Here is a 20374-nt window from a genome sequence, read left to right on the forward strand (position 1 = left end):
GTGAGTACGGAGGACACGGTCGTCGTCGGCCTGGGCAGCGATCTGCGCGGGGACGACGCGGCGGGCCTGGCGGTGGCCCGGCTGCTCGGCGACGCGCCGCCGCCCGGCGTCGCCGTGGAGGCCTGCGGGGACGCCGCCGCGCTGGTCGAGGCGTGGTCGGGCGCCGCACTGGCGATCGTGGTCGACGCCGTCCGCACCGGCGCGGCCCCCGGCACCGTGCACCACCGCCTGCCGGACCTCCCGGCGTCACTCCCGGCGGCGGGATGGCACGGCGGCACCCACTCGCTCGGCCTCGTGGACGCCGTCGACCTCGGCCGGGCCCTCGGCCGCCTGCCGGGCGAGCTCGTCGTCGTCGGCATCGAGGGCGGTGACTTCACACCGGGGGCGCCGATGACCCCGCCCGTCCTGGCCGCGGTCCGCCGTACGGCTCGTGAGCTGCGGGAACGGCTGTCCCGGGAGCGGCGTGCCGGACGTCGAAGGTGATCCGCGGCGGCACGCGCAGCGTGGTGTAGAGCGCACAGTGCTCCAGGACGGACAGGAACGAGGCCCGCAGGCCCTCCGGAAGGCTGGGGGCCTCCACGGACAGCTCCACACGGTCGATCCGCCCGGGGCAGACGCCCAGGTCGTACCGCGCGGTGACGCCGACTCCCGCCGGAAGCTGACGCTGGCGCAGGAAGCGTTCGGCACAGTGCGCGATGCCCGCGGCCAGCCCGCCCACGAACAGCTCGACCGGCGTGGGGCCGGTGTCGCTCCCGCCGACGTCCCTGGGCTGGTCGGACCGGACGGCGTGCCGGCGGATGTGGACGTCGAAACGGCCGGCTCCGTGCCAGGCGACCTGGATGACCCCGTCACGCTGTCCAGCCGGCATGACCCACCCCCTGTTTCGAGTATCTCCGGGCGATCGGGGCCGCCGAGGGCTGGCGCTGGTAAGAAGCCCGTCGTGACCTGGTAAAGAGCTGCTGTCCGAACTGTCCTTGTTTGCGACACTTTCAGGTGTGGCCCACATGCTGCGGCGGGGACGAGGGTGAGCGCGGTGATCCCGCTGTGATCCCGCGGACGCGCCTGGACGAGCTGCTGACCGAGCTGCACGGGCGGCTGCAGGCGGTCCTGGTGACGCGCGACCGGGTGCAGGCGCTGCTGGAGGCCGTCGTCTCGGTGGGCGGGGACCTCGATCTCGAAACCGTCCTGCGGCGCATCGTCGAGACCGCCACCACCCTGGTCGACGCCAGGTACGGCGCGCTCGGCCTGATCGGGGAGGACAACACCCTGGCGCGGTTCGTGCCCGTCGGGATGAGCGAGGAGGAGATCGCCCGCATCGGGCACTGGCCCCACGGGCTGGGCCTCCTCGGCCTGCTGATCAAGGAGCCCCGGACGCTGCGGCTGCCCGACATCTCCCGGCACCCCGAGTCGTACGGCCTCCCACCCGGCCATCCCCCCATGCGCGGCTTCCTCGGCGTCCCCGTACGCGTGCGGGGCGAGGTGTTCGGCAACCTCTACCTCACCGAGAAACGCGGGGGAGGGGAGTTCGACGCGGACGACGAGGCGATCGTCGTCGCCCTCGCGGGAGCCGCCGGGGTGGCCATTGAGAACGCCCGCCTCTACGAGGAGACCCGCCGCAGGGAGACCTGGCTGCAGGCGTCGGGCGAGATCACGACCAGCCTGCTGTCCGGCGCCGAGACGCCGCGCGTGCTCACGCTGATCGCCCGCCGCGCCCGGCAGATGGCCGACGCCGACACCATGGCGATCCTGCTGCCGGACACCGGCGGGCGCACGCTCCGGGTCGCGATCGCCGACGGCGCTCTCGCCGAGACCTGCGCGGCGGCGCGCCGGATCCCCGTCGACGGCACGCTCGCCGGGCAGGCCTTCACCCTGGCCGAGCCCCGCATGGCGGCGGACGCCGCCGATGAGGACGAGGGCCCGGTGTGCGCCGTGCCGCTGGGCGCCCCGGGGGCCGTACGCGGGGTGCTGTGGCTCGGCCGGCGGCCCGGCCGCATCCCGTTCAGCCGGTCGGAGATGTGCATGCTCCACGCCTTCGCCGGGCACGCGGCGGTCGCGCTGGAACTGGCCGAGGCGCGCAAGGACGCCGAGCGGCTCGGCCTGCTCGAAGACCGCGACCGCATCGCCAGGGACCTGCACGACGTGGTCATCCAGCGGCTGTTCGCGATCGCGATGACCCTGATGGGCGCCGCGCGGCTGGTCGAGCGCCCGGAGACGTCCGCCCGCCTGCGGTACGCGATCGACGAACTCGACGGCACGATCCGGGAGATCCGCTCCACGATCTTCGCGCTGCAGACCCCCGCCGGTGATCCCGGGCTGCGCGCCCGGCTCGTCGCGCTGGTCGAGAGCGCGCGGGCGCAGCTCGGCTTCCTGCCCGCCCTGCGGCTGGACGGCGGGCTCGACACCCGCGTCCCCGCCGGCATCGGCGAGCACCTGCTGGCGGTGGTGCGCGAGGGCCTGTCGAACGTCGTCCGGCACGCCCGCGCGACCCGCACCACGGTGGGCGTCCGCGTGGACGGCGACCGGCTGACGCTGTCGATGGAGGACGACGGGATCGGCATCCCGGCCCAGGGCCGCCGCAGCGGCCTGCTCAACCTGCGGGAACGGGCCGAGGCCCTCGGCGGGAGCTGCACGGCCGGGCGTGGCCCGGCCGGGGGCACCTGCCTGAGCTGGAGCGTTCCGCTACCGCCACCTGGAGAGGCAACCGATGAGGACTAGTTTCGCCGACCGCCCGATCGTGGCGGGCACCGACGGCACGGCCCACGCCGCCCTGGCCGTGGAGTGGGCGGCCGACGAGGCCCACCGGCGGGGCCTGCCCCTGCGGGTGGTCCACGCCGCCGACCGCCTGCCGTACGACACCCCCCGCTATCCGATTCCCGACTGCTACGACCGGATGATCCCGTCCGGCCGGCAGGTGCTCGACCACGCCGAGAAGGTCGCCCGGGACCGGTGGCCCGGCCTGGAGGTGACCACGGAACTGGCCGACGGGCGGCCCGGCCGCGTGCTGCGCGAGCAGGCCCGCCGCGCCGCCGAACTGGTGCTGGGCGGCCACGGGCCGGTCGGCGGCCGGCTTGCCGGTCACGTGGACGTGCCGGTCGTCGTCGTACGCCCGGCGTCTCCCGGCGCCGGCGCGGAGATCGTGGCCGGATTCGACGGTTCGCACGCGGCGACGCCCGCGCTCGCGTACGCCTTCGAGGAGGCCCGGCTGAGCGGGCACCGGCTCAGGGTCGTCTGCGCCTGGGAGCCGCCGATCTCCTCCGGGCCCAGGATCGCCGTGGACACCGGCGAGATCGGGCGGATCAGGGAGGACCAGGCGCGGCGCCTGCTGACCGCGTGGCGGGACAGGTTCGCCGACGTCGAGACCGAACTCGACATGGTCCGCGCCCACCCGGTCGCCGCGCTCGTCGACGCCTCGGCCCGGGCCGCCCTGCTCGTCGTCGGCTCCCACGGCAGGAACGCCCTCACCGCGGCCGTGCTCGGCTCGGTGAGCCGGGCCATGCTCGAACACGCCCGCTGCCCGGTGGCCGTCGTACGGCACGCCGCCTGACGGCACCGGTGTCAGCGGCGGGCCGGCCGTATCCCGGGAGCCGCCCGCTCCAGCAGGTCGGCCACGTGCTCGGGCCCCTGGCCCTCGGGGCCGCGCAGGTCGATCTCCCCGTTCCGCACGCTCACCTCCCACGTCTCGGAGGGGTAGCGCTCGCGGAGCGCGGCGAGGACCGCGTCGCGAAGCTCGGCGTCCGACCTGGCCAGCAGCGCCATGAGGTCCCGGCGGCTGACGATCCCGACGACCCGCTCGTCCCGCAGCACCGGAACGCTCTTGATCCTCCTGGCGATCATCAGGTCGGTCAGCACCGCCGTGTCGGTGGTCTCCTCGACCGTGCTGACCTGCCGTGACATGACGTCCGCCACCGTGGCCGGAGCGGACACTCCGGGCGTGAAGGCGCCGCACAGCAGGTCGATCTCGCTGACCATTCCGACCAGCTCGCCGTGGTCCCCGAGCACGGGAGCGGCCGTGATGTCGTGGTCGTACAGCACCCGGATCGCCCGTCGGACCGTGTCACCCCGGCCCAGCGTGATCGCCGGGCTGCTCATGACCTCACCGGCGAGCATGGCCACCTCCCCCTCGTGCGTCCTGGCTTCTTTCATCCTCCCCCGGGTGGCGCCGGAGTCGCCGGGCCGCAGGTCCCCGCAGGTCGGGACGTTCGGCACCTGCGCCGGGCCGCGTCCGGTGGTCCGATGGAGTGGCGGACGCGCGTGCCCCGCAGAGAGCCGGGTGCGCCGCCGCGGGAGGTGGACGACGATGACCGTGGAAGCCATGACCGCCGCCGACGTGATGAGCCGCGTGCTGGTGACCGTGAAGCCGGACGAGTCGCCGCTCATGGCCTGGGAGCTCATGCGCCGCGGGTCGATGCACCATCTGCCCGTCGTGGACTCCGGGTCCCACATCATCGGCGTGCTCACCCGGGAGGACATCGCCGCTCACTGGTCCGGCGGCCCGGCCGAGCAGTCGAGCGCCCAGGTGCGGCAACTGCTCGGAGGGCGCAGGTGTCCGCACGTGCCGCCGGACGAGCCGCTGCCCGGGGTGGCGGCCGCCATGCTGGAGTCGGAGGTGGACGTGGTGCCCGTCATCGGGGCCTCCGGCATGCTGAAGGGCATCGTCACCGTGACCGACCTGCTGGCGGCGGTGGCGGGCAGGCGCGTGGTCGTGCAGGACGCGGACTCCTCGGCGGGCCTGTTCCGGCTGGAGCCGGTGCTCCCGCCCAAGCCGTCGTCGCGGGCGGACTGACGTCCCGCGCTGTTGCACAATGGGGGCCATGCGCAACTCGGTGGTGATCTTCTCGTGAGTGCCCGTATCGACCATGCCGTCACCTCGGGCACGTTCAGCCTGGACGGCCAGACCTTCGACGTCGACAACAACGTGTGGGTGCTCGGCGACGACGCCGAATGCGTCGTGTTCGACGCGCCCCACGACGTCAAGGCGATCACCGACCTGATCGCCGGCCGGCGGGTCCTGGCGATCCTGGCCACCCACGCGCACGACGACCATGTCCGGGTCGCTCCGGACCTGGCCGACGCCACCGGGGCGCCCGTCCTGCTGCACCCGGCCGACCTGCCGCTCTGGCGGCTCACCCACCCTGACCGGGAGCCCGGCGGCGCCCTGTCCGACGGGCAGATCATCGAGGTCGCCGGGACCCGGCTCGAAGTGCTGCACACACCGGGCCACGCCCCCGGCGCCTGCTGTTTCCACGCGCCGGACCTGGGGGTCCTCTTCACCGGCGACACCCTCTTCCAGGGCGGCCCCGGAGCCACCGGGCGCTCGTTCTCCGACTTCGGGGTCATCATCGGGTCGATCCGCGACCGCCTGCTGACTCTGCCGCCCGAGACCGTCGTGCACACCGGCCACGGCGACAGCACGACCATCGGCGCCGAGCAGCCCCACCTCGACGACTGGATCCGCCGAGGCCACTGATTCCGTACGGAACGCCGAGGGGAAACGGACCGACCGAAAGTGACGCCTTTAACCTTGACGTAACTTTTGGCCAGTGTCATAGTCGGGAAATCAACCCCAATTCCATTCCCTCGTCTATGGCAGTCGACGATGTTAGCGCAAACATTGTTAGCGCTAACATCGGATGTGATCCGAGCAGGATGCATGGAGGAACGTTCCAACATGTCGAAACCCCCCATCGGGCCCACACGCCGGAAGACCTTCGCGGCGATCGCGGCGATCACGGCGGCGCTGGCCGGCGGCACGTTCGCGATGGCGCCCACGGCGCAGGCGGCGCCCCCGCCGGTCAGGCCGCAGGGCCCGTGTGACATCTACGCCGCCGGCAACACCCCCTGCGTGACCGCCCACAGCACCACCCGGGCGCTGTACGCCTCCTACGACGGCCCGCTCTACCAGGTCAGGAGGATGTCGGACAACAGGGTCAGGGACATCGGGGTCGTCGCCCCCGCCGGCGGGGCGTACCCCGACGCGGGCGGATACGCCGACGCCGACAGGCAGGACTCGTTCTGCGAGGACACGATCTGCCTGATCACCACGATCTATGACCAGTCCGGCAAGGGTAACCACCTCTACCAGGCGCCTCCCGGCACCTTCCGGGGCCCGGCCGTCGGCGCGTTCGACACCCTCGCGATCGCGGACATGGCGCCGATCACGCTCGGCGGCCACCGGGTGTACGGCACCTACATCATGCCGGGCATGGGGTACCGCAACAACAACGCCACCGGCCTCGCGAAGGGGGACGAGCCGGAGGGCATCTACTACGTCATCGACGGCAAGCACTACGACAGCGGCTGCTGCTTCGACTACGGCAACTCCTCGACGAACGGCCGCGCCGTCGGCACCGGCACCATGGAGACGACCTACTTCGGCACCGCCACCGCGTGGGGGAGCGGCAGCGGACCCGGTCCGTGGATCATGGCCGACATGGAGGCGGGCCTGTTCTCCGGATACAACGCGAAGCAGAACCCGGCCGACCCGACCGTCGACTCCTGGCGGTTCGTCACCGCCGTCGTCGACGGCGGCGGCGGGAACCAGTGGGACCTGCGCGGCGGCAACGCGCAGGAGGGCCCGCTGACGACCTACTACAGCGGAATCCGCCCCGGCTCGTTGACCAACGCCGGCTACTACCCCATGCACAAGAAGGGCGCCGTCCTCCTGGGCACCGGGGGTGACAACGGCAACGGCTCGTCCGGCACGTTCTACGAGGGCGTGATGACGACGGGCTATCCGTCGGAGGCCACGACGGACGCGGTGCAGGCCAACATCGTGGCCGCCAGGTACGACGTGCAGCGGGTTGCCCTGTCGCGGACCACGACCTTCACCCCGAACTCGTCGCAGGATGTCACCGAGACGTTCACGAACACCACGGGGGAGGCCGCGCTGAACGTCAACCTCGGCCTGGCCGGGCCCAGGAAGTGGACCGTCCGGGTCAAGGGCACCAACGACACGTCCGCGACGTTCGCCCGGGTCGAGCCGGGTGAGAGCGTGCAGGCCACCTTCACGGTCACCTCGCCGGCGGAGCCCGGCGCCGGCTTCCTGGTCGGCGAGGCCAAGCACGTCAACTCCGCCGGCCGGAACAGGCAGTCCGCGGAGATCACCCAGACGGTGCGGAACGCCCTCCCGATCAGGATCAACGAGGTTCGCTTCCGCACCAGCGGCAATTCGACCGACCAGTTCGTCGAGCTCTACAACGCCTCGGACAGCGAGGCCGACCTCTCCGGCTGGACCCTGACCAACACCCCGAGCGGTGCGGCCGCCACCACCCTGGCACGGATCCCGGCCGGGACGAAGCTCGCGAGCGGCGACTACTACCTGCTCGGCCTGTCCGGATCGGGAGTGGCGGCTCCGGTGAGCAAGGGTGCGACCACCCTCAACCTCAGGAGCACGACCGGCTTCGCGGCCGGCCAGCAGATCGAGATCGGCACCGGCTCCAAGCGGGAGACCCGTACCATCCAGCAGGTCGGGACCGCGGCCACCGCGGCGACGACGCTGTTCATCCCCGTCTCCACGGGGCCGTGGCTCACGATCCCCCGCGGCTCGTCCAACGTGCCGGTCACGAACGCGAACGGCTTCGCGGTCGGCGACCGGATCAGCATCGACTCGGGCGAGAACTACGAGCCGGCCACGGTCACCGCGGTCGGCAAGGCGTCCACCCAGACGACCCTGTCGGCGGCGGCGCCCGTGGGCGCGACCAACATCAAGGTCGCGGCCGACGCCAACATGACGGCCGGTGACACCCTGACGGTGGACACGGGCGAGAACAAGGAGGAGGTCACGGTCGCCGCCGTCGGCACCACCGGCGCGAACGGCACGGGCGTCGACCTCGCCGCCCCGCTGCGGCTCGCCCACGAGCAGGGCGTGGACGTGTCCGACCGCGGGACGGGTATCAGCTTCTCGCCGCGGACGAAGGAGCCGCACACGAGCGGCGTGGCCGTGCAGGCGCTCGGCGGCGGCATCACCCTCGACCGTCCGCTCGACAACGACCACGAGATCGGCGCGGCCGTGGTCAATCCTCTGGTCACGATGACCGGCTACCAGGGGCAGCCGGCGCCCGACCAGTGGTTCGGCGGCGCCCTGTCCACCAGTGCCGGTTCGATCGCGCTGCGGGACGCCTCCGGCGAGGTGGTCGTCGACGCCATCGTCTACGGCTCCCAGCAGAGCAGTTCGAGCGGCAACGGGACCATCACCAGCCCCGAGCTCGCCGTCCTGGAAGGTGACCAGGGCGGAGGCGGCTGCATCGCGGTGGTGGCGGGCGCGGCCGCCGGCGCCGGACGGAGCAACGCCCGCCGGCCCAACGGAAACGACACCGACAGTCTCTGCCGCGATTTCGTCACCAGCAACGTGCCCACCCCCGGTGCGGCCAACGCGATGTGACCTGACCGGTCGCTGACCGCTTCCGGTGCCCGCCGCGAACAGCAGGCACCGGAACCGGCGGCCCGGCCCGTACGCGGGCAGTGCGAGCGGACGACCACAGGCGGAAGGCGCCTGTGGTCGTCCGTCTGTTTCCGCCCGTCTGTGTTCACCCGGCCGTGGCGGAGGAGATCGGGGAGCCTAGCGCGGGGCGGCGCGCACGCCGGTCACGGCGAACCGTTCGACGTCGGCGATGTGACCGCCGGTACTCGCCACGATGGTGACCGTCTGCCCTGGGGCGGCACGGAAGTCGAGGGTGGCGGACCACGGGCGGTTCTCGCCCCCCGCCGAGACGCAGCAGCGCTCGCCGATCGGGCCCGTGCCCCCGGCCACGCGCGCCTGTAGCCGGATGCTCTCGTCCACGCCGGTGATCGTGCCGCCTGCCTTCACGGGCGAGGAGACCGAGCTGCCGTACCGGGGAGCGGTGAGGGAGAAGGTGGTGTCGTCCGTGCCCACCACCTCCCAAGGGGCGTCCGTACCTGTGCCGAACTTCACCAGGTGGATGACGGCGGCGATGCCGGGACGACCGCCGCCCTCGCCGCGGATGCCGACGGAGACGCGGGCGCGCACGCCGTCGACCTTGCTGTCGACCAGTTGGTCGATGCCCTTGAAGCCCAGGTATCCCTGGGTGAAGGCCAGCGCGGTCTGTCCGGCGTCGAGATGCCAGGGCTGGTGCCCGCCCGCCCGGTAGCCCTCCTGCCAGGCGCGCACCTGCTTCTCGTCGGTGAACGGCCACAGCGGCTGGTAGCGCCCTGCCACCAGGGGGGCGCCGGAAGAGGTGCCGGGGACAGGGGAGGGAGCCGGCGTGCCGGGCGCGGTCGCCGATGGCTCTGCGAAGGACGAGCCGGACGACGGGCCCGAGGACGCGGCGGCGAACGTGGCGGCGGGGGACGACCCGGAGCCCGTACCGCACGCCGCCGCCAGGAACCCGAGCGCGGCCAGTGCCGCAGCCAGTACGGCGGGCGGCCGACGGCGGATCCGGCAGGGTGCGGACGGCGGGCCGGACATGACCCCGCCAGCGGCAGGTGGACGGTGGAGAATCCGGCCAGAGGCCGGCGCAGGACCGGGCAGTGCAGAGCCGGGCAGGGGCGCGGCCGGGCGCGGCTCGCTCCACGACCGGTGAGTTGCGTCAGTCCTGTCACCACACGGCATTCCGCCAGGCACGATGCTCGCTCCCGCCAGAGACGTTTCCTGACAGAGAGCATGCCCGCCGAAAGGCTCTCGATCCATCAAGTTCGCGATGTCCGGCGGCCCCACGGCCCAGGAGGCACGGCAGGCGGCGGAAGTCCCGGGGTGAAGGGACTTTCGACTGCTGCGGGACGGGCAGCGGACACGGTGCGATGGTCGGCGGGAGCGGTGTCCGCGCGCCGCGAGCCACACGACATCCGCGAACACCGCGAGCCGCTGAGCACAGGGAGGAAACGGACCATGACCGGACTGGTCGCCGCCGTCGACGGATCGAAGCCCGCGACGGCGGCGCTGGAGTGGGCGGCGGACGACGCGCGGCGCAGGGGAGCCGCGCTGCGGATCGTCCATGTACGCGAGCCGTGGGCGCACCAGTACCCGTTCCACGCCGTGGAGGGGTTCGCCGACTCGTACGGCGAGTTCTGCGAAGGGGTGCTCGCCGCGGCCGCCGAGCGCGCGCACGAGGTCGCCCCCGACCTGGAGGTGACGACGGAACTCGCCGAGGGGACGGTCGTGGAGACGTTGCGCGCCGCGTCGGCCGGGGCCGACGCGCTCGTGGTCGGCAGCCGGGGGACGGGCGGCTTCTCCGGCCTGGTCCTCGGGTCGGTCGGCCTCGGCCTCACCGGGCACGCCCCGGTCCCCGTCGTGGTCGTACGCAGACCGCACCGCGACGAGTATCACGAGGTCGTCGTCGGTTTCGACGGATCGCCTCACTCGGAGGCCGCGCTGGAGTTCGCCTTCGAGGAGGCGCGGGCGCGCCGGGCCCGGGTGCACGCCGTGTACGCGTGGGAGGCACCGATCTTCTCTCCCTTCGCCACCGGCTACACCGCGACGATGCACGAGGTCTTCGACGAGGAGTCGCGCTCGGCCCGGCTGCGGCTGGCGCCGTGGCGCGAGAAGCACCCGGACGTCCCGCTCGTCGAGTCGGCGGTCTTCGGGCACCCGGTCCCCGCACTCGCGGAGGCGTCGCTCGTCGCCGACCTCGTCGTCGTCGGGTCGAGGGGGCTGGGCGGTGTGCGCGGCGCGCTGCTCGGCTCGGTCAGCCACGCCGTGCTGCACCGCGCGCACTGCCCGGTCGCGGTCGTACGGCTCCCGGAGGGAAAACGGTGAGGCGTGAAAAATCTACAACGTAAAGGCTTCGCCGCTGCGCAGACCTCCACGCCGAGTCCCGTGACCTGCGGCGACATCGCCGGGCGAGAGCGTGGGAATGCCGATGTCATGGACGTCGAGGCGGGCACGTACGCGCTGGGGCCCAGGTCGGGGCGGCTGCTGGTCCTCACCGGCCGCGCCGGTCTCGGTGCGAAGGCCGGGCATGACCTGACGATCGAGGTCACCAGATGGCGGGGAGAGGCGGTGGTGACGCCGGGCGACCCGGCGGCCTCCCGGGTCTCGCTGGAGGCCGAGACGGCCTCGATGCGGGTCAGGGAGGGCACGGGCGGGGTCAAGCCGCTCACCGACTCCGACCGGGTCGAGATCGAGAAGAACATGCGGGAGAAGGTCCTCATGCCGGCCCGGCATCCCACGATCACGTTCCGGTCGACGCGGGTCGAGGGCGACCCCGAAGCGTTCCGCGTCGAGGGCGACCTGACCATCGCGGGCGTCACCCGGCCGGTCGCGGTCGAGGGAGCGCTCGCCGGCGGGCGGGCACGCGGCCGGGCGACCGTCGTGCAGTCGGAGTGGGGCATCCGCCCCTACTCCGCGTTCTTCGGCGCGCTCAGGCTGCGCGACGAGGTCGAAGTGATCTTCGACGTACGGCTCGTGCCGGGCTGAGGGACCGATCGGGCACCATGGAGGGGTGAACCGGCTTCAGATGGCGCAAGCCACCCAGCAGACCAGCGAGCACACGAGCGAGCGGACCGCCGAGCGGTGGAGCATGCTGGCCGATCTCGTGGCGGACGGCGACGTGGTGGTGCTCAGCGGGGCGGGCCTGTCCACCGAGTCCGGCATCCCGGACTACCGCGGCGAGACCGGACGCAGGCGCAGAGCCGACCCGATGACCTACCACACCTTCGTGAGCAGCGCCTCCGCTCGCCGGCGCTACTGGGCCCGCAGCCACCTCGGCTGGCGGCACATCGTCGACGCCGCTCCCAACGCCGGTCACCGCGCCGTCGCCGAACTGCAGCGCCGCGGGCTCGTCTCCGGGATCATCACGCAGAACGTGGACGGCCTGCACGAGGCGGCCGGCGCGCACGGGGTGATCGAACTGCACGGCAGCCTGCACCGGGTCCGCTGCCTCGGCTGCGGCCACCGCGGCGCCCGCCACGAACTGGACCGGCGGCTGCGGGCGGAGAACCCCGGCTGGCACTCCCGCACCGCGCTGATCAATCCCGACGGCGACGCCGTGCTGACCACCGCCGAGATCGAGACGTTCCGTACGGTGGACTGCGAGGGCTGCGGCGGTGTGCTCAAACCCGACGTGGTGTTCTTCGGCGAGAACGTCCCGCCGTCGCGGGTGCAGGAGTGTTACGCGCTGACCGAGCGGGCCGGCCTGCTGCTGGTCCTGGGGTCATCGCTGACCGTGATGTCCGGTTATCGGTTCGTACGGCATGCCGCCGCCCGCTCGATCCCCGTCGCGATCATCAACCAGGGGCCGACCCGGGGCGACGGCGAGGCGCTGATCACCTTCGACGCCCCGCTCGGCCCGGCCCTGACCACCCTTCAGGCCGACCTGGCCTAGAGGAGCACGGAGGGCGCGCGGGTCAGCTCCAGGGGAGGGCGGCGCGGCGGGCCCAGTAGGTCTCCGGGTCCTCCGCCAGCCCGGCCAGCGTCTCCTCGGCCTCGTCGTCCCAGGCGACGTCGAGCGCGGCGAGGTTCTCGCCGAGCTGGACGGCCGTGGCCGCGCCGCTCAGCACGGTGCCCGCCCACGGGCGGGCGAGCACGGCGGCCAGCGCGAGGGCGTCCGGGGTGACGTCCCGCTCGCGGGCCGCGCGGGCCAGGGCGGGCGGCGCGCCGCGAGCCGTCAGCCGGCCGTTGGCCACGCCCTCCTTGACGATGACGCCCAGCCCGGCGGCGTGCGCCCGGGCCAGGGCCTCGCCCGCCGAACGCTCCAGCAGGTTCCACGTCGACTGCACGGTGTCGAACACGCCCGTCGCGACCGCCTTGTCGATCGTGCCGGCCTGTGCGGGCCCGGTGGTGGACAGGCCGACGGCGACGCCCCGGTCGCGCAGCGCACGCAGTTCGCCGAGCACGTCCTCGTCGTCGAGCACCCCGCTGCCGGTCGTGGCGGAGTGGATCTGGTAGAGCGACAGGCGGTCGCCGAGCAGCGCCAGCGTCTCGCCGAGCTGGCGGCGCAGCCGCGCGGGCGACAGATCCTTCACCTCGTGGCGATCGGCGTCCATCCGCCAGCCGCCCACGTACTCGTACCCCCACTTGGAGCCGACGACGACCTCCCGCGCGGGGACGCCCCGGTCGGCGAGCCAGCCCGCGAGGAACTCCTCGGCGCGCCCGTACGAGCGCGCGGTGTCGAAGTAGCGCACGCCGGCCGCCCAGGCGGCGTCCAGCACCTCCCAGGTGCGCGCCCGCATCGCCGCGACGTCCCGGCCAGGCCCGAGGTCCTCGTCGCGCCCGAGCGTGATGTACGCGGGACGCCCGAGCGCGGCGAGCCCGAGACCCATCGGGGTGACCTGAAGGCGGCTGCGGCCCAGCGGCCGCCGGAGCATCTCGTGCACGATGCCCAACGTTAGTGGACCTCCGCGATCGGGTACGCCGACAGGCCCGGCCTGCCCGACGACGCACCCGAGCCAGAGGCGGTGGGAGCATGACGGAACCGGTGGCGGCGCGTCCGTGCGCCGCGGACGTGCTCGCCCGTACGCGCGACCTGCTCGATCCCGCGCTGCGCCGCGCGGTGGGGACGCTGCCGCCGTCGATGCGCCGCGTGGCCGGCTACCACTTCGGCTGGTGGGACGCCCGGGGGCGACCGACCGGCGGCGCGGGTGGCACAGGAGGCGGGGGCGGCGGCAAGGCGCTGCGACCGGCGTTCACGCTGCTGGCGGCGGAGGGCGCCGGGGGAGAGACGACGGCGGCGCTGCCCGCCGCCGTCGCGGTGGAACTGGTGCACAACTTCTCGCTGATCCACGACGACGTGATGGACGGCGACCGGGTCCGCAGGCACCGGCCCACCGCCTGGGCCGTGTTCGGGCGCGCCCAGGCGATCCTGGCCGGCGACTCGCTGCTGGCGCTGGCGTTCGCCGTGCTCGCCACCGGGACAGGCAGCGGGCCGGACGGTGGGACGGACGGCGTGCCGGTGCTGGCTGCGCGGGTCCAGTCGCTGCTGGACGGCCAGAGCGCCGATCTCGACTTCGAGGAACGCGCCGAGGTGGGCTTGGAGGAGTGCGTGCGGATGGCGGAGGGCAAGACCGCGGCCCTCTTCGGGTGCGCCTGCGCCCTCGGCGCGTCGTACGGCGGCGCCACCCCGAGTCAGTCGGTGCTGCTGGAGGCGTTCGGCGCACGCGTGGGCCTGGCCTTCCAGATCGTGGACGACCTGCTCGGCATCTGGGGCGATCCGGCGGCCACCGGCAAACCGGTGCACTCCGACCTGCGCAACCGGAAGAAGTCCCTGCCGGTCGTCGCCGCACTGGCCTCGGGCACCCCGGCGGGGGCCGCGCTCGCCGCCCTGTACCGCCGTCCCCTCGCGGAGCCCGACCTGGCGCGGGCGGCGCGGCTGGTGGAGGAGGCGGGCGGGCGTGCCTGGAGCCTCGCCAGGGTGGACGGCCTGCTGGACGAGGCGCTGGAGTCGCTGCGGGCGGCGGGGCTGACGCCGGAGGCGACGGCGGGGCTGGAGGCGCTGGCCCGGCTGGCCGCCGACCGCGACCGCTGAGACGCCCCGGGTGCTCTGAGTGCTTGCGGGCCCGGGGGGCTCACGGGTGCCCGGGGTGCTCAGCCGAAGGTGAGCACGACCTTGACTTCGTTCTCCCGCCTGTCGTAGGCGTCCGCATAGCGGTGCAGGGGCACCCTCCGGGAGATCAGCCGGGCGAGCCAGTCGCGGTTCGACACGGCGAGGGCGCCGGCCGCGGCGGTGAAGTGGCGGAGGTTGGAGTCGATCGTCCCGATGACCACGGCGTTCTCCAGGACCATCTCGCGGTTGAGCGTGCCCACGTCCACGGTGATCCGGCGGGAGCCGGGGGTGACCCCGGTCAGGCAGACGATCCCGTACGGACCGATCGTGGAGAGGGCGCCGGTGAAGACCTCGGCCGCGCCGCAGGCCTCGACGACCACGTCCGGCCGGAGCGCCGTCATCACGTCCTCGATCCAGCCCGTGTGGTAGGTCGCGCCGAGATCGGCGACCAGCTCCGGTTTGGGCCCGCTCTTGACGAAGTCGAACACATGCACGTCGAGACCGCGCTGGACGCCGAGCAGGGCGGCGAGCATGCCGAACGGTCCCCCGCCGGTGACCAGCACCCGGCGCGGCTCGAACCAGGACCGTGTCCCGATCTTCTCGATCTGCTCCCAGGCCTTGGCGACCACCGACGCCGGCTGCAGCAGCACGCCCGTCTCGCCGAGACCCGAGTCGAGACGTACGGCGCAGTGCGTCTCCACGGACCACATCTCGCTCGCGTAGCCGTCCAGTTCCTTCAGCCCCCGCATGGTGTATCGCCCGTTGCGGCACATGTCGGGCTCGCCGTGGGCACAGGCCACGCACGGCACCGGATCCGGGTAGCGCACCAGGCCCACGACGAGGTCGCCGGGGGAGAAGCCGGACCCGGCGGGGGCCTGCCTCACGCGGCCGAGGGACTCGTGCCCGATGACCAGCCGCTCCCGGCCCGGCGGGGCGTATCCGTAGTCGCCGGAGACGACCTCCCTGTCGGTGCCGCACACGCCGACGGCGATGCTCTCGACGAGGAGGTCGCCGGGGCCGGGCACGGGGTCGGGCACCTCGGTCAGCGCCAGCGACCCGGCCCGGTGCGGCACGACGGTGAGCGCGCGCATGACGCACTCCTTCCCGCGGCTGACGTGGAGAGCACCAAGGGCAGGGAAAATGTGCTCAGCCCTCCGGCGCGTCGTCGAGCAGCCCGGCGTCGTGGACCAGCAGGGCGATCTGCACGCGGTTGTTGAGCCCGAGCTTGGCGAGGACGCTCGACACGTGCGTCTTCACGGTCGGGAGGCTGAGGTGGAGCAGCGCGGCGATCTCGGCGTTCGGCCTGCCCTGCCCGACCGCCACGGCGATCTCCCGTTCCCGGTCGTTCAGCGGCGCCAGGCGCTCCTCCGCCCGCGTTCGCCGCAGGTCCCGGCCCGACCCGGCCACCCGGGCGATGAGCCGTCGGGTCACCGCCGGGGACAGCACCGGGTGGCCGCGGGCCACCCGGCGGACGGCCTCGACGATCTCGTGCGGCGGGGTGTCCTTCAGCAGGAACCCGGCGGCTCCCGCGCGCAGGGCGCGCAGCACGTGCTCGTCGGCGTCGAAGGTGGTCAGCACGATCACCTCGGGCGCGTCGTCGCGGGCGCGCAGCGCCTCGGTCGCGGCCAGGCCGTCCATGACGGGCATCCGGATGTCCATCAGCACCACGTCGGGGTGGTGCAGGCGGGCCAGCGGCAGGACCTCCGCGCCGTCTCCCGCCTCGGCGACGACGCGGAGGTCCGCCGCGCCGCCGAGCATCATCACGAGGCCGGCCCGGACGAGGGGGTCGTCGTCGGCGATGAGCACGCCGATGGGCCCGCCTGTGGGTGCGCCGACGGGTGTGGGGTCGGGCGCGGGGTCGGGCGAGATCATGCGCGCCATTATGCGGGCCAGGGCAGCCAGGCCCGCACGTGCCAGTCACCCGGGCCGGCGCCGTCGTCCCGGCGCACGGGCCCGTGCTCCAGCCGTCCACCGGCCAGGGCGACGCGCTCGGCCAGGCCGGCGAGCCCGTGACCGCTGCCTCCGCCTCCGCTGCCAGTGCCTCCGATGCCAATGCCGATGCCGCCGCTGCCGATGCCGCCGCTGCCGATGCCGATGCCGCTGCCGCTGCCGCCACTGCCTCCGATGCCGCCGCCGCTGCCGGTGCCTCCGCCGCCTCTGGTCTCCGGCCGGCCGGTCGCGGGGGTGTCGTTGACCACCTCGATCGTCAGGCCCTCGCCGGGCGCCCCCGCCAGTCGCAGGCGGACCTCCGCCCCCGGCGCGTGCCTGCGTGCGTTGGTGAGCGCCTCCTGCACGACGCGGTACGCGGTGTGACCCGTCCGGCCCGGAACGGTCTCCCGGGGCCGCCCGCCAAGATCGTCGCGCAGCCTCACCCGCATGCCGGCCTCGCCCGACTCCGCGAGGAGCCGGCCCAGATCGGCCAGGCCCGGCGGACCGGGCCGCGTGGTCGCGGCCTCCTCGCCGTACGAGCCGCCGTACGAGCCGCCGTACGGGTTGCCGTACAGGTCGCCGGATGTGCCGCCGGAGGGGGCGCGCAGCACGCCGATCACCTCGCGCAGGTCCTGCAGCGCCTGGTGGGCGCTCTCCCTGATGACCCGCGCCGCGCGGGCGACGTCGGCGGGGTCGGCGCCGGGGTTGAACTCCAGCGCTCCCGCGTGCACGCTCAGCAGCGACAGCCGGTGCCCGAGCACGTCGTGCATCTCCCGGGCGATGGCCTCGCGGACCAGGTGCTGCGCCTGCTCGGCCCGCAGCCTGGCCTCCGTCTCCATCCGGGCCGCGCGGTCGCGCTGCGCCAGCACGAGGCGCCGCCGGTGGTGGACGAACAGCCCCCAGCCGGTCGCCGCGCCCTGCAGGGCCAGGCCCAGCATGAACGTCGCGAGCGGCGGCGTGTCCGGTTCGGGCCGCAGCCACGTGAACACGACCGCGGCCAGCACGCTGGCCGCGAACACCGCCCCGGATATCCGGGGACGCCGGTGGACCGCGACCGAGAAGAGCGCGGCCAGCATCGGGCCCGCGACCATCTCGAAGACGGCCGACAGCGCGACGAGCGTCACCGCGAGCCCGACCGGCCACCGGCGGCGCAGCCACAGGGCGGCGCAGCCGAGCGCGCCCACGACCTGGTCGAGGGGGAACAGCCACCCGGGCGGCAGCGGCCCGGCGCCGAGGCGCTCCGCCGACATGAGGAAGGCGAACGCCGCGGCGAGCAGGAACATCGCCGTGTCCACGAACCGGTCGCGCCGGGTTCGCCGGTGCCGGGAGGCGGCGGGATCATTCATATGGCCGCAGCGTACGTCGTGCGGGCAGGCGTGTTCTCGCGGTGCCGCGAAGTCGATACCGAGGTCGGGGAGCGTCCGACTTTGGTCGGAAGGGCAGGCGCGCGCCGGCGACCTTCGCCGGACGGAAGGATGCCGACGCCCGATGCCCGGCGGCCTCGCCGGTCCCTAGCGTCGGTGTCATGCGCAAGGTCATCCAGCTCGCCGGGGCGTTCCTGGTCGCCGCGGGAATCAGCGGAACCATCGACCACCTGGCCGTTCAGCCCTTCAACGGAGCGATCCTCAACGTCTTCAACCGGCAGGTCATCCCGCGCCTCGCCTTCCTGACCGGCTACGAGGTGTACGCGAACCTGCTCGTCGCGGTCGTCGGCGCCGTCGTGTTCGCCGCCACTCTGAGGCACGATGAGAACGCCTGACGCGCGCCGGGCCCGCTGGTCGCTCGCGGCGGGGCTGCTGGTGCTGTCGCCGATGTGCGCCGAGTATCTCGCCGGTTACGACGACAGCACCGGCGATCCGTTCGTGCTGGCCGTCAGCCTGATGATCTTCAGTCCGTTGTACGGCGCGCCCGCGTTGCTGATCCGCGAGACGGCCCGCCGGCTGGGGATGCGCTGGCCGGAGATCCTCGCCCTCGCGGCCGCCTTCGGCGTGCTGCAGGCGGCCGTCGTCGACCAGTCCCTGTTCAGCGAGGGCTACCGGGACATCCCTTACTGGGAGGAGATGATCCGCCCGACGTACGTCGAGCCCCTGGGGCTGGCGGCCCACACCGCGCTGGCCTTCGTCGGCGGCCACGCGATCTGGAGCTTCGGCGCGCCGATCGCGCTGATCGAGGCGCTGGCGCCCCGTCTGCCTGAATCCTGGCTGCGCACACCCTCACTGGCGCGTACGCCCTGGCTGCGCACGCCCGGGCTGGCCGTCACCGCGGCGCTGTACCTCGCGGCGGCGGCGCTGGTGCTGCGCGACCATCTGCGGACCGAGCACGACCACGCCTCGGCGGCCCAGATCGGGGGCGCGCTGGCCGTCGCCGCGCTGCTGGCGCTCCTCGCGTTCCTCCCCGCGATCCGGCGCCGGCGTGTGCCTCCCGACCGTCCTGCGCTTCCCGACCGTCCTGCGCTTCCCGACCGTCCTGTGCTTCCCGACCCTGCTGTGCTTCCCGACCGTCCTGTGCTTTCTGACCGTCCTGTGCTTTCCGATCCTGCTGTGCGTCCCGGCCCTGCCACGGCGTCGCGGCGCCCGCCTCGGCCGATCGCCGTCGCGGCGGCCGGTCTGGTGGCGGGCCTCGGCTTCGACCTCCTGCCCGCGAACTGGGCCGGGGTCGCGGCCGCGGTCGCCCTGCTCGCCCTGACCGCCGTCGTGGCCGGCCGGCTGGCCCGCTCGCCGGAGTGGACCGAACGCCACGTCGCCGCGCTCGCCGCCGGAGCCCTGACCGCGCGCACGGTCGTCGGGTTCTTCGTGGTGCCGCTGGGCGATGTCGCGCTGGTCGCGAAGTACGCGCACAACGTCGCCTTCCTCACCGGCGCGGTGCTGCTCGGTGTGCTCGCCATGCGGCGGCGCGGCACCACGGGCCCGGGCGGATGAGCCAGGGGCGTGTCACCCCGCCGCTCGCCCCTCCCTTCGTCCGTCGGCTCGTCCCTCGGTTCACCCCTCCGCGCGGACGACCTCGCCGGGGTCCTTGTCGTCGCGCAGGCCCCGCCAGGAGGGGTGGCGCAGCCGTCCCTCACCGGTCCACTCGGCGAACTGCACCTCGCCGACCAGCACCGGCTCCACCCACCCGCACCCTCGGGCCTCCTCGCGGCTGATACCGGAGAACGGGGGCGTGTCCCGCCGCAGCGGCGCCAGGCGCTCACCGAGCCGCCGCAGCGCCTCGTCCGTGAAGCCGGTGCCGACGCTCCCGGCGTACCGGAGCAGGCCGCCGTCGTTCACGCCCACCAGCAGCGAGCCGATCGTGTCGGCGCGGCGGCCCTCCCCGGGCCGCCAGCCGCCGACCACGACCTCCTGGGTGCGGACGTTCTTGACCTTCACCCAGTCCGGGGAGCGGCGGCCGGGCCGATAGGCGGAGACGAGCCGTTTGGCGACGACGCCCTCCAGCCCCATGCGGCGGGAGTCGGCCAGCGCCTGCTCCCCGCCGCCGGAGTAGTAGGGCGGGATGGCCCAGTGGCTCCCGGCGCGCACGAGGTCCTCCAGGACGCGCCGCCGTTCCGTGTAGGCCGCGCCGATCACGGTGCCCGCGCCGACGTGCAGCACGTCGAACAGCAGGTACGTCACGGGCGTGGTGACCACCAGATGCCTGATCCTGAGCGGGTCGCGTTGGTGCATCCGCGGCTGGAGCGCCTCGAACGACGGCCTGCCCTGTTCGTCGAAGGCGACGATCTCCCCGTCGAGCACGGTCGGCTGCCCGCCGGTCGCGCCGGCCAGCCCGGCGATCTCGGGATAGGCGGGGGTGATGTCCCTGCCGTTGCGGGAGACGAGCCGGAGCGTCCCGTCCTCGACGTACCCGAGGGCGCGGACCCCGTCCCACTTCATCTCGTGCGCGTAGTCGCCCTGTGGTTCGGGCAGCGGCCCGAGCCGGGCCATCATCGGCGCGTACGCCGGAAGGGCGGCCATGCCCCGCTGGTACCCCGTCCAGCCCGGCGCGTACCTTCTGACCTGCGGTGACGTGCCGGTCGGCAG

20 protein-coding genes are annotated in these 20374 nt (G+C 73.6%); 12 read left to right on the forward strand and 8 right to left on the reverse strand.

The window, feature by feature from the left end:
• Positions 1 to 483, forward strand: a complete 483-nt coding sequence (locus Mam01_RS27650; protein ID WP_204288089.1) for a hydrogenase maturation protease — start codon at positions 1 to 3, stop codon at positions 481 to 483.
• On the opposite strand, the gene Mam01_RS27655 is transcribed toward Mam01_RS27650, so the two are convergent.
• Entirely contained in the window at positions 374 to 868 is a 495-nt protein-coding gene (locus Mam01_RS27655; protein WP_204288090.1) for an OsmC family protein, read from the reverse strand. The genes Mam01_RS27650 and Mam01_RS27655 overlap by 110 nt on opposite strands.
• A 176-nt stretch (positions 869 to 1044) precedes the next feature.
• On the opposite strand from Mam01_RS27655, the gene Mam01_RS27660 reads away from it, so the two are divergent.
• Together Mam01_RS27660 and Mam01_RS27665 are read left to right on the forward strand one after the other, a co-directional pair.
• The gene (locus Mam01_RS27660) at positions 1045 to 2715 is read left to right on the forward strand and encodes a sensor histidine kinase (RefSeq protein ID WP_307820137.1); all 1671 of its coding nucleotides are present in this window, start codon (positions 1045 to 1047) and stop codon (positions 2713 to 2715) included.
• Positions 2705 to 3544, forward strand: a complete 840-nt coding sequence (locus tag Mam01_RS27665; protein ID WP_204288091.1) for a universal stress protein — start codon at positions 2705 to 2707, stop codon at positions 3542 to 3544. Before Mam01_RS27660 ends, Mam01_RS27665 begins: the two co-directional genes overlap by 11 nt.
• Before the next feature lie 11 nt (positions 3545 to 3555).
• Here the strand turns inward: Mam01_RS27665 and Mam01_RS27670 are convergent, their stop codons facing one another.
• On the reverse strand, positions 3556 to 4314 hold the full coding sequence (locus tag Mam01_RS27670; RefSeq protein ID WP_204288092.1) for a CBS domain-containing protein: 759 nt from the start codon (positions 4312 to 4314) through the stop codon (positions 3556 to 3558).
• Between Mam01_RS27670 and Mam01_RS27675 the strand changes: the two genes are divergently transcribed.
• The 3 genes from Mam01_RS27675 (at position 4298) to Mam01_RS27685 (ending at position 8380) form a co-directional block, all read left to right on the forward strand.
• Positions 4298 to 4783, forward strand: a complete 486-nt coding sequence (locus tag Mam01_RS27675) for a CBS domain-containing protein (RefSeq protein WP_150934345.1) — start codon at positions 4298 to 4300, stop codon at positions 4781 to 4783. The genes Mam01_RS27670 and Mam01_RS27675 overlap by 17 nt on opposite strands.
• Positions 4784 to 4837: 54 nt before the next feature.
• Positions 4838 to 5467, forward strand: a complete 630-nt coding sequence (locus Mam01_RS27680) for an MBL fold metallo-hydrolase (RefSeq protein ID WP_204288093.1) — start codon at positions 4838 to 4840, stop codon at positions 5465 to 5467.
• Positions 5468 to 5668: 201 nt separating this feature from the next.
• On the forward strand, positions 5669 to 8380 hold the full coding sequence (locus tag Mam01_RS27685) for an arabinofuranosidase catalytic domain-containing protein (RefSeq protein WP_204288094.1): 2712 nt from the start codon (positions 5669 to 5671) through the stop codon (positions 8378 to 8380).
• 177 nt (positions 8381 to 8557) lie between these two features.
• On the opposite strand, the gene Mam01_RS27690 is transcribed toward Mam01_RS27685, so the two are convergent.
• Positions 8558 to 9424, reverse strand: coding sequence for a hypothetical protein (locus tag Mam01_RS27690; RefSeq protein ID WP_204288095.1), 867 nt, complete (start codon positions 9422 to 9424; stop codon positions 8558 to 8560).
• A gap of 420 nt (positions 9425 to 9844) precedes the next feature.
• Between Mam01_RS27690 and Mam01_RS27695 the strand changes: the two genes are divergently transcribed.
• The 3 genes from Mam01_RS27695 to Mam01_RS27705 all read left to right on the forward strand — a co-directional run bounded on the left by Mam01_RS27695 (position 9845) and on the right by Mam01_RS27705 (position 12278).
• Positions 9845 to 10711, forward strand: a complete 867-nt coding sequence (locus tag Mam01_RS27695; RefSeq protein WP_204288096.1) for a universal stress protein — start codon at positions 9845 to 9847, stop codon at positions 10709 to 10711.
• A 108-nt stretch (positions 10712 to 10819) separates the two neighbouring features.
• Positions 10820 to 11371, forward strand: a complete 552-nt coding sequence (locus tag Mam01_RS27700) for a YceI family protein (RefSeq protein WP_204288097.1) — start codon at positions 10820 to 10822, stop codon at positions 11369 to 11371.
• A gap of 103 nt (positions 11372 to 11474) precedes the next feature.
• On the forward strand, positions 11475 to 12278 hold the full coding sequence (locus tag Mam01_RS27705; protein ID WP_373868729.1) for an NAD-dependent protein deacetylase: 804 nt from the start codon (positions 11475 to 11477) through the stop codon (positions 12276 to 12278).
• A gap of 22 nt (positions 12279 to 12300) precedes the next feature.
• Here the strand turns inward: Mam01_RS27705 and Mam01_RS27710 are convergent, their stop codons facing one another.
• A complete protein-coding gene (locus tag Mam01_RS27710) occupies positions 12301 to 13260 on the reverse strand; it encodes an aldo/keto reductase (protein WP_204288145.1) in 960 nt (319 codons plus the stop codon).
• Positions 13261 to 13358: 98 nt separating this feature from the next.
• Between Mam01_RS27710 and Mam01_RS27715 the strand changes: the two genes are divergently transcribed.
• Positions 13359 to 14417, forward strand: a complete 1059-nt coding sequence (locus tag Mam01_RS27715; RefSeq protein WP_204288098.1) for a family 2 encapsulin nanocompartment cargo protein polyprenyl transferase — start codon at positions 13359 to 13361, stop codon at positions 14415 to 14417.
• A gap of 59 nt (positions 14418 to 14476) precedes the next feature.
• Here Mam01_RS27715 and Mam01_RS27720 read toward each other — a convergent pair whose 3' ends face one another.
• From Mam01_RS27720 to Mam01_RS27730, 3 genes are read right to left on the reverse strand one after another with little or no spacing between them, the layout of a single operon-like run.
• Complete coding sequence (locus Mam01_RS27720; RefSeq protein ID WP_204288099.1) at positions 14477 to 15526, reverse strand: glucose 1-dehydrogenase; 1050 nt, start codon at positions 15524 to 15526, stop codon at positions 14477 to 14479.
• Positions 15527 to 15581: 55 nt separating this feature from the next.
• Positions 15582 to 16307, reverse strand: a complete 726-nt coding sequence (locus Mam01_RS27725) for a response regulator (RefSeq protein ID WP_204288100.1) — start codon at positions 16305 to 16307, stop codon at positions 15582 to 15584.
• Between the two features lie 8 nt (positions 16308 to 16315).
• Complete coding sequence (locus Mam01_RS27730) at positions 16316 to 17710, reverse strand: sensor histidine kinase (protein WP_239101672.1); 1395 nt, start codon at positions 17708 to 17710, stop codon at positions 16316 to 16318.
• 179 nt (positions 17711 to 17889) lie between these two features.
• Between Mam01_RS27730 and Mam01_RS27735 the strand changes: the two genes are divergently transcribed.
• Both Mam01_RS27735 and Mam01_RS27740 read left to right on the forward strand, forming a co-directional pair.
• Positions 17890 to 18123, forward strand: a complete 234-nt coding sequence (locus tag Mam01_RS27735) for a hypothetical protein (RefSeq protein WP_204288101.1) — start codon at positions 17890 to 17892, stop codon at positions 18121 to 18123.
• A complete protein-coding gene (locus Mam01_RS27740; RefSeq protein WP_204288102.1) occupies positions 18110 to 19282 on the forward strand; it encodes an AF_0692 family protein in 1173 nt (390 codons plus the stop codon). The genes Mam01_RS27735 and Mam01_RS27740 overlap by 14 nt, the downstream gene beginning before the upstream one ends.
• Positions 19283 to 19342: 60 nt before the next feature.
• Here the strand turns inward: Mam01_RS27740 and ligD are convergent, their stop codons facing one another.
• On the reverse strand, positions 19343 to 20308 hold the full coding sequence (gene ligD, locus Mam01_RS27745; protein ID WP_150934334.1) for a non-homologous end-joining DNA ligase: 966 nt from the start codon (positions 20306 to 20308) through the stop codon (positions 19343 to 19345).
• Between the last annotated feature and the right edge of the window lie 66 nt (positions 20309 to 20374).

Origin of the sequence: Microbispora amethystogenes (assembly GCF_016863015.1) — a bacterium.
GTDB lineage: Bacteria > Actinomycetota > Actinomycetes > Streptosporangiales > Streptosporangiaceae > Microbispora > Microbispora amethystogenes.

Coding starts and splice junctions, on each gene's coding strand:
- Mam01_RS27715 (WP_204288098.1), top strand. CDS start 13,359: ATGACGGAACCGGTGGCGGCGCGTCCGTGCGCCGCGGACGTGCTCGCC.
- Mam01_RS27665 (WP_204288091.1), top strand. CDS start 2,705: ATGAGGACTAGTTTCGCCGACCGCCCGATCGTGGCGGGCACCGACGGC.
- Mam01_RS27675 (WP_150934345.1), top strand. CDS start 4,298: ATGACCGTGGAAGCCATGACCGCCGCCGACGTGATGAGCCGCGTGCTG.
- Mam01_RS27655 (WP_204288090.1), bottom strand. CDS start 868: ATGCCGGCTGGACAGCGTGACGGGGTCATCCAGGTCGCCTGGCACGGA.
- Mam01_RS27710 (WP_204288145.1), bottom strand. CDS start 13,260: ATGCTCCGGCGGCCGCTGGGCCGCAGCCGCCTTCAGGTCACCCCGATG.
- Mam01_RS27725 (WP_204288100.1), bottom strand. CDS start 16,307: ATGATCTCGCCCGACCCCGCGCCCGACCCCACACCCGTCGGCGCACCC.
- Mam01_RS27690 (WP_204288095.1), bottom strand. CDS start 9,424: ATGTCCGGCCCGCCGTCCGCACCCTGCCGGATCCGCCGTCGGCCGCCC.
- Mam01_RS27740 (WP_204288102.1), top strand. CDS start 18,110: ATGAGAACGCCTGACGCGCGCCGGGCCCGCTGGTCGCTCGCGGCGGGG.
- Mam01_RS27730 (WP_239101672.1), bottom strand. CDS start 17,710: ATGAATGATCCCGCCGCCTCCCGGCACCGGCGAACCCGGCGCGACCGG.
- Mam01_RS27705 (WP_373868729.1), top strand. CDS start 11,475: ATGCTGGCCGATCTCGTGGCGGACGGCGACGTGGTGGTGCTCAGCGGG.
- Mam01_RS27695 (WP_204288096.1), top strand. CDS start 9,845: ATGACCGGACTGGTCGCCGCCGTCGACGGATCGAAGCCCGCGACGGCG.
- Mam01_RS27735 (WP_204288101.1), top strand. CDS start 17,890: ATGCGCAAGGTCATCCAGCTCGCCGGGGCGTTCCTGGTCGCCGCGGGA.
- Mam01_RS27685 (WP_204288094.1), top strand. CDS start 5,669: ATGTCGAAACCCCCCATCGGGCCCACACGCCGGAAGACCTTCGCGGCG.
- Mam01_RS27700 (WP_204288097.1), top strand. CDS start 10,820: ATGGACGTCGAGGCGGGCACGTACGCGCTGGGGCCCAGGTCGGGGCGG.
- ligD (WP_150934334.1), bottom strand. CDS start 20,308: ATGGCCGCCCTTCCGGCGTACGCGCCGATGATGGCCCGGCTCGGGCCG.
- Mam01_RS27720 (WP_204288099.1), bottom strand. CDS start 15,526: ATGCGCGCGCTCACCGTCGTGCCGCACCGGGCCGGGTCGCTGGCGCTG.
- Mam01_RS27670 (WP_204288092.1), bottom strand. CDS start 4,314: ATGGCTTCCACGGTCATCGTCGTCCACCTCCCGCGGCGGCGCACCCGG.